Below are 1200 nucleotides of genomic sequence, written 5' to 3' on the forward strand. Positions count from 1 at the left end.
CTTTGAATAGCCCCTAGTTTCTTAGACGCCTTGCAGTTTCCGTTCTTGTTGCCTTTCAAAGTCTGCTGGCGACAACATCCCATTTTAGCGTGTTTGTGCTTCGGGTTGTAGAACATCTCGATGTAGTCGAACACGTCAGATCTTGCGTCTTCTCTGGTTTTGTATGTCCTGCGACGGATGCGTTCGCGTTTAAGCAGGTTGAAGAAGCTCTCGGCGACGGCATTATCATGGCAATTTCCACGGCGGCTCATACTGTGTTCCAGATTGTGGTGTTTGAGAAGCGGCGCCCAATCAATGCTTGTGAACTGTGAACCTTGGTCAGAATGTACCAGAACTTTGCTCGTTGGTTTGCGTCGCCAAACAGCCATGAGCAATACCTGCAAAACTAAGTCCGTTGGCTGTCTGTTCTGCATTGCCCATCCCACAATGCGGCGGGAGAAGAGATCGATCACAACAGCCAGATACGAGAACCCTTCATGTATTTTGATGTAGGTGATGTCTGTCACCCAGACGTTGTTGGGGGCCTCAACATCGAATTGACGGTCTAGCGTATTGTCAACGACGACTGATGGCTTACCACCATACTTGCCGGGGCGGCGTTTGTATCCGATTTGCGCGTATATCCCAGCCAACCTGGCCAGTCGGGCCACACGATTTGGACAACACGTCTCACCCAGATCGCAGAGATCATCATGCAGCCTGCGATAACCGTAAATGTGGCCGCTTTCTTCCCAAGCTTCTTTGAGTAACTTTGTCTGGCGCTCATCTTCCTTCGCACGATGACTTAACGGGTTCTGAACCCATGCATAGAAACCGCTCGGATGCAGGCGCAGGCAACGGCACATGGCGCGAACCGAAAAGACCGGCCGATGCTCAGCCATAAACGCGTACCTCACTTCGCATCCCTGGCGAAGTACGCGGTGGCCTTTTTTAAGATGTCGCGCTCCTCGGAAACGCGGGCGAGTTCCTTCTTCAAACGCCTGATCTCTGCGGCTTGCTCCGTGGTCTCCAGGATCTGTTTGCGAGGTTGCGAAAACTGGGCCTTCCAAGTGTAAAGCGACTTGGTGCTGATCCCTAATCGCTCCGAAACTTCCGCAACAGAATATCCCCGATCCACAGCCTGTGCCACCGCGTCACGCTTGAACTCATCTGTAAATCTAATCCCTGACATCACTGTCTCCTTGCTTCCAAAATTACCAA

Annotated in this window: 1 pseudogene; it reads right to left on the minus strand. The window is 51.8% G+C overall.

From position 1 onward, the window contains the following. Positions 1–21 precede the first annotated feature (21 nt). A pseudogene (locus FAP39_RS17340) lies at positions 22–1171 on the minus strand (IS3 family transposase). Positions 1172–1200 lie beyond the last annotated feature (29 nt).

The sequence above is a fragment of the Shimia litoralis genome, assembly GCF_005518135.1.
Lineage (GTDB): Bacteria > Pseudomonadota > Alphaproteobacteria > Rhodobacterales > Rhodobacteraceae > Shimia_E > Shimia_E litoralis.